The organism is Massilia aquatica, from assembly GCF_011682045.1.
In the GTDB taxonomy this organism is placed as follows: domain Bacteria; phylum Pseudomonadota; class Gammaproteobacteria; order Burkholderiales; family Burkholderiaceae_D; genus Telluria_A; species Telluria_A aquatica.
Genome location: NZ_VVIW01000020.1, coordinates 105,848 through 112,397 on the forward strand (window position 1 = coordinate 105,848; position 6,550 = coordinate 112,397).

At 67.6% G+C, this 6,550-nt stretch carries 3 protein-coding genes; 2 read left to right on the forward strand and 1 reads right to left on the reverse strand.

Features of this window, described 5'->3' with window-relative positions; translation table 11 throughout:
- The first annotated feature begins 62 nt into the window (after positions 1 to 62).
- Positions 63 to 1,919, forward strand: a complete 1,857-nt coding sequence (locus F1609_RS25805; protein WP_308609574.1) for an autotransporter assembly complex protein TamA — start codon at positions 63 to 65, stop codon at positions 1,917 to 1,919.
- Positions 1,919 to 6,340: a translocation/assembly module TamB domain-containing protein gene (locus tag F1609_RS25810; RefSeq protein WP_167079507.1), complete on the forward strand. Its 4,422-nt coding sequence runs from the start codon at positions 1,919 to 1,921 to the stop codon at positions 6,338 to 6,340. The genes F1609_RS25805 and F1609_RS25810 overlap by 1 nt, the downstream gene beginning before the upstream one ends.
- On the opposite strand, the gene F1609_RS34315 is transcribed toward F1609_RS25810, so the two are convergent.
- Positions 6,337 to 6,550: hypothetical protein (locus F1609_RS34315; protein ID WP_206752972.1), on the reverse strand; the 214-nt coding region annotated here is incomplete at its 5' end. The genes F1609_RS25810 and F1609_RS34315 overlap by 4 nt on opposite strands.

The window sequence follows — 6,550 nt, forward strand, 5'->3', positions numbered from 1 at the left end:
GCGACATGTTTCCCGCAACACCAGACAAAACAACAGCCCGGACGCCGCGCCAGCGGCGAATTTTGGCACAAATCGCCGTGACCGTGTGCCTTGCGGCGCCGCCGGCATTGGCGCTGGCGCAGGAGACCGAAGCGGCGCCTGAGCAAACTTCGCAGCAAGCCGTGCAGCCAGCCCCGGCGCGCGGCATCGACTACTCGGTCAAGGTGGACGCTCCCGGCCCGCTCGACGACCTGCTCGAAGAAAACCTGGACCTGGTGCGCTGGCAGGGCAATCCGCGCCTCGACCTCGACCAGCTGCAACGCCTGGTCAAGGCCGCCCCCGAGCAGGCCAAAACCCTGATCGCCACCGAAGGCTACTACTCGCCCAAGGTCAGCGCGGGCCTGGACACCAGCGGCAGCAAACCGGTGGCGCGCATCACGGTCGATCCGGGCGAGCCGGTGCTCGTCGGCGACGTCGAACTGGTGCTCAAGGGGTTCGAGCCGGTCGGCGCCGATTCCAAGCCGTACGACGCAAACGACCTGCGCCAGCGCTGGGGCCTGCCGGTCGGCCAGCGCTTCCGCCAGGCCGACTGGGAAGGCGCCAAGCGCAACCTGCTGCGCCAGGTGATGATGGCGCGCTATCCACGCGCCCAGCTGGTCGAATCGAGCGCCATCGTCGACCCCGACGTGCGCCGCGCCCTGCTCAAGGTGGTCCTCGACAGCGGCCCCGAAGCGCGCTTCGGCGAACTGCGCATCGAAGGCCTGAAGCGCTATTCGCGCACCATCGTGAGCAACCTCAATCGCATCCGCCCCGGCCAGGAATACAACGAAGCGGCCCTGCAAGCCTACCAGGCGCGCCTGCAGGACACCGGTTACTTCAGCACCGTGGAAGTGAGCGCCGACATGTCGGCCGCGCTGTCGGAAGACATCGACGCCATGACCGACGACCAGAAGGACATCCCGCGCCCGCCGGTAGCCAATCCGGCGATCCTGCCGGTACTGGTGCGCGTGACCGAAAACAAGCAGAAGAACGTCGACGTCGGCCTTGGTTATTCGACCAACACCGGGGCGCGCGCCCAGCTCAATTACGACGACCTGGATGTGTTCGGCCTGCGCATGAAAAGTAACCTGATCATGGAACAGAAGCGCCAGACCGCGCGCGCCGACTTCTATTTTCCGACCACCGTCAAAGGCTACAACGACAGCTTCGGCGCCGGTTTCGAGCGCAACGACCTGCGCGGCGAAGTGACCAACGTGGCCACCGTGGCCGGACGGCGCGCCTGGGGCGGGCCGCTGCTCGAACGCAGCCTGACGCTCGAATACCTGAGCGAGCGGCGCATGGTCGAAGGCGTGGAAACGCGCCGCAGCCAGAGCGTGCCCCTCACCTTCAGCTGGACCAAGCGCGCGCTCGACAACCTGGTGCTGCCGACGCGCGGCTATGTGCTCAACGCGCAGTTCGGCGGCGCCGTGCTGCCGGTGCTGACCGACGAACGCTTCCTGCGCGCCAGTACCCGCTTCGTCAATTACCGCCCGCTTGGAGCGTCTAGCAACCTGATCGTGCGCGGCGAAGCGGGCGTGCTGGCCTCGCGCGACAAGGCCGGCGTGCCATCGACCTTCCTGTTCCGCGCCGGCGGCGACCAGTCGGTGCGCGGCTACGGCTACCAGCAACTGGGCGTGCGCGAAGGCGACGCCATCGTCGGCGGGCGCTACCTGCTCACCGGCAGCGTCGAATACCAATACTGGTTCAAGCCGCCCTGGGGCGTGGCCTTCTTCTACGACGCCGGCAACGCCGCCGACAAATTCAAGGACCTGAAACCGGAATCGGGCTATGGCCTGGGCGCGCGCTGGCGCAGCCCGGTCGGCCCGATCAACGTCGATCTCGCATACGGACAAGCGCTCAAAAAAGCGCGCCTGCACTTCTCACTGGGCTTTACATTCTGATGACTACCGCCGACACCCCTACCACCCCGTCGGATCACCAGCCGCGCCAGCGCCGCTGGCCGCGCCGCGTCGCCGTCGGCGTGGTCGTCACCGGCGCCCTGCTGGGCGGCGCCTACTGGTACCTGGGACGCGAAACCACCCTGCAAATGCTGGTCCAGCGCGTGGCCAACGCCAGCGGCGGCAGCATCGTCGTCACCGGCGTGAATGGCTCGCTGTACGGCGCCATGCATGTCGGTAAAGTGGTCTACCGCACTCCGGAACAGGTCATCACCGCCGACAACATCGACATCGACTGGTCGCCCTTCCAGTACCTGAGCCGCGGCGTGGCGATCAACAAGCTGCACGTGGCCACCCTGCGCATGGACACCCTGCGCGAAGGCGAACCGGCCAGGATGCCAACCAAACTGGCGCCCCCGTTCAAGCTCGAAGTGGACGACGCGCGCCTGGCCAAGGTCATCATGACCAACGCCGCCGCGCCGGGCGCCGAAACGGTCATCAGCGACGTGCGCTTCGACCTGCTGGGCGACCCGCAGCAGTGGGCGCTGCGCCGCGCCAGCGCCATCACTCCGTGGGGCAAGGCCATGGCCGACGCCAGCATCGGCGCCAACCATCCGTTCAAGCTGGCCGGCACGGCCAGCCTGACCCAGCTCGTGGTACCGGCCGGCCAGCAGCCGGCGCAGATCAAGCTGCGCGTGGGCGGCGACCTGGTGGCCACCCAGCTCGATGCCACGGCGGTATCGGGCAAGGCCAGCGGCGACGCCACATTCACGCTGGCGCCGTTCGATCCGATCCCGCTGCGCGCCATGACCATCCATGGCAAGAACATCGACCCGGGCTTTTTCAATCCCGAACTGCCGAAAGCCGACCTGTCGCTGGCGATCACGGCGCGCATCGAAGCGAACCGCAATATCACCGGCAGCGTCGCCATCGACAATGCCGGCGCGACCGGCCCGATCGACCTGCAACGGCTGCCGCTGCGCGCCATGCGCGGTGAACTCAAAGGCAATCTGTCGGCGCTGGAAATCGGCGCGGTGCTGATCGACCTGGGCGAGGCCGGCAAATTTACCGGCAGCGGCACGGTGGCGCGCAGCGCCGACGAAAAAGGGCTGGGCAGCGCCGGCTTTGCGCTGCATACCGACGGCATTGACATCAAACGCATTCACAGCAGCATGAAGTCGACGAGGATCGCCGGCGACATCACGGTCGCCAACGAAGGCAGCACGCAAACCTTCACCGCCAAACTGGTCGAAGCGGGCCTGCGCCTGGAAGCGAAAGCGACGCTGGCCGACAACGTGCTCACGGTACAGCAGGCGCGCCTGGCCGCCGGCGCCAGCAGCGTCAATGTGAACGGCAGCGCCAACCTGGCTGGCAAGCGCGAATTCAAGGTGGCCGCCAGCGCCGTCAAGTTCGATCCGTCCGCCTTTGGCGACCTGCCGAAGGCCGACATCAACGCCGACATCAACGCGGCCGGCGTGTTGTCGCCGGCGTGGAAAGTGGCAGCCGATTTCGCGCTGCGGCCAAGCCGCCTGTTCGACCAGCAGCTCTCAGGCAAGGGCAAGCTCAATGCCGACGCCACCCGCATCAGCGGCGTGGACGCCACGCTGGGCCTCGGCAAGAACACGGCCGAACTGAAAGGCAGCTTCGGCGCTCCAGGCGAAAAACTCGCCTGGAAGGTCAACGCCACCGACCTGGCGGCTGCGCGCAGCGACTTGTATGGCGCACTGGCGGCCAACGGCGTCGTCACCGGCACCATGGCCGCGCCGCGCACCACGTTTGAAGTCGACGCCACCAGCCTTGGCTGGGTGGCGGCGGCGCGCAAGGCCAATAACAGCCTGCTGCACGCGACCGGCGAAGCATGGCTGGGGTCGGGAGCAACTGCAGGCGCGGTCGACGTCAAGGCCGCCGGGACGGCGCAGCGCTTCAATCCGGCCGCTTTCGGCTCGCCCCTGGCGGGCAGCATCAACGGCAGTTTCGATGTTACCGGCCGCTCTGGTCCCGACTGGCGCGGCAACCTGAACCTGGCCTTGCAGCCATCGACCCTGGCCAATTCGCCGTTCTGGGGCCACGCCAAAGTCGCGGCCGACGCCAAACACGTCTCGAATGCCGACGTCGACCTGCACGTGGGGCCGAACATCGTGGCCGCCAAGGGCAGCTTCGGCGCCGCGTCCGACAAGCTAGACTGGCGCATCGACGCACCGCAACTGGCCGCGCTCGGCCCCGACTACGGCGGCGTGCTCAAAGGCTCCGGCACCGTCTCGGGCACGATGGCCGCGCCGGCCGTCAGCGCCGCGCTGGAAGGCCAGAACCTCAAGGTGCTCGGCAAGCACCAGGTCAAGACCCTGCGCGCCAGCGCCAATCTGGGCAGCGGACGCGGGGCCGACGATCCGCTGGTGAGCGACATTGCGATCACCGAGTACGTCAGCGGCGACACCCGGATCGACACCGCGCACCTGCAAACGAGCGGCACGCGCGGCGCTCATGTGATGCGCCTTGGCGCGCGCAGCGAAGCGTTTGACGCGGCCGGCGAAATCCGCGGCGGCTGGGCCAGCAGCGCCTGGACCGGCAGCGTGGCGGCGCTCCAGAACAAGGGCCGCTACGCGTTCGCGCTGCAAGCCCCGGTGCCGCTGCGCATCGCGGTCGCTCCCGGCGAGGGCGTGGCCGGCCTGGCCAAGCCGCAGCAGATCAGCATGAGCAATGCGGTGATCAAGCTTCCCAACGGCAGCGTGAGCGTGCAGTCGCTCGACAAGAACGGGCCACACTGGACCAGCAAGGGCGTGGCCGCCGGCGTGCCGCTCACCTACCTGGCGCAATTCTCGCCCGGCATGCGCGACGCGATTAGCGGCAACCTGCTGCTCGGCGCCGACTGGGCGCTCGACATGCAGGCGCCGAATGGCGCCACGCCGGCCCTGAACGGCATGCTGCACGTGTTCCGCGAAAGCGGCGACGTGATCGCCGGCGCCGACGTGCCGGTGGTGCTGGGACTGCGCACGCTCGACCTGCGCGCCGACCTCACGGGCGGCTCGCTGCGCATGCAGGCCAGGATCGACGGCACCCGCATCGGCCAGGCCAATGTCGACGCCACCGCGCAAATGCTCGAAGGCCGCCTTGGTAACGCCAGCCCCCTGAAAATGACGGCGAATGCCGACATGGTGTCGATCGCGTGGCTGGCGCCGTTTACCGGGCAGCCGGGGCTGGAACTCGATGGCGCGCTCAAACTCGCGCTCACCGGCGGCGGCACGGTCGGCACGCCGACCCTGAACGGCAACGTCAACGGCGACAAGCTGGCGCTGCGCTGGGCCGAACAGGGCGTCAAGCTCGGTAACGGCCAGTTGCGCGCCCAGCTCACCGGCGACCAGCTGCTGCTGCAACGCCTCAGTTTCGACGGCGTGCAAGGCACGGCGGTGGCCGACGGCGCGGTGCGCTTTGCCGGCGGCGAAGCGACCATGCAGTTGAAACTGGTGGCCGACAAGCTCGAAATCCTGTCGCGTCCCGACCGCACGGTCGTCGTCAGCGGCCAGAGCACCCTGATCCGCGACGCCAAGCGCTTCTCGCTGGAAGGCAAATTCAAAGCCGACCGCGCCCTGATCGAACTGGCGCCGCAGGGCCGCCCTACCCTCTCGGACGACGTGATCGTGCTGGGACGGGCCGGGGTGGGCACGCCGGCGGTCAAGGCCGAACCGAGCATGCCATTGACAATGGATGTGGAAGCGGACCTGGGCAACGCCTTCCGCCTGCGCGGCATGGGCATCGACGCCGAACTGGCCGGATCGCTGCGCGTGCGCACCACCGGCGGGCGTCCGCCGCGCGCCAACGGCTCGATCCGCGTGGCCAGCGGCACCTACAAGGCGTATGGGCAGAACCTGGACATCGAACGCGGCGTGCTGACCTTCAGCGGCCCGGCCGACAATCCGTCCCTGAACATCCGCGCGGTGCGCCGCCGGCCGGAGGGCGAGCAGCTCTCCGAAACCAACGTCGAAGCGGGCGTGGAAGTGCGCGGCTCGGCCCTGTCGCCGGTAGCCAAGCTGGTGTCGACGCCCTCGGTGCCGGACAGCGAAAAGCTGTCATGGCTGGTGCTGGGGCATGGGATGGAAGCGACGTCGGGCAACGAGGCGGGCCTGCTCAGTGCCGCCGCCGGCGCCCTGCTGGGCGGCTCGGGCAGCGGCGGCGGGTTCCAGTCGCGCCTGGCCAATTCGCTCGGTGTCGATGAACTGGGACTGTCGCAGGCCAAGGGGCTCGAAAGCACCGTGGTCACGGTCGGCAAGCGCATTTCGTCGCGCGCCTACCTCAGTTTCGAGCAGGGGGCGACGACCGCATCGAGCCTGGTCAAGATCCGCTACAAGCTCAATCCGCGCATCACCTTGCAGTTCCAGACCGGGACAAACACCGCGCTCGACGTGCTGTACTCGTGGGCGTTCGATTAAGTAAGTGTGCAGAAATTATTGTCATTTATAGCGAACAGAAGCGGATGCATTGCAAGGCGCACGCCGCGACGCAGTGCGAGCACTGCTAGGAGTCTGCGCGGCAGAAACTGATGCAATCCGAATGGTGACGAGGTAAACTTGTCAAATGACGACGAGCTACCTTCCATACGATCAGCATCAGCAAATGCTGCTTCCCCATGCTTTGCAAGA

Excerpts from the sequence above, each read along its gene's own strand:
- F1609_RS25810 (WP_167079507.1), top strand. The coding sequence starts at position 1,919 with ATGACTACCGCCGACACCCCTACCACCCCGTCGGATCACCAGCCGCGC.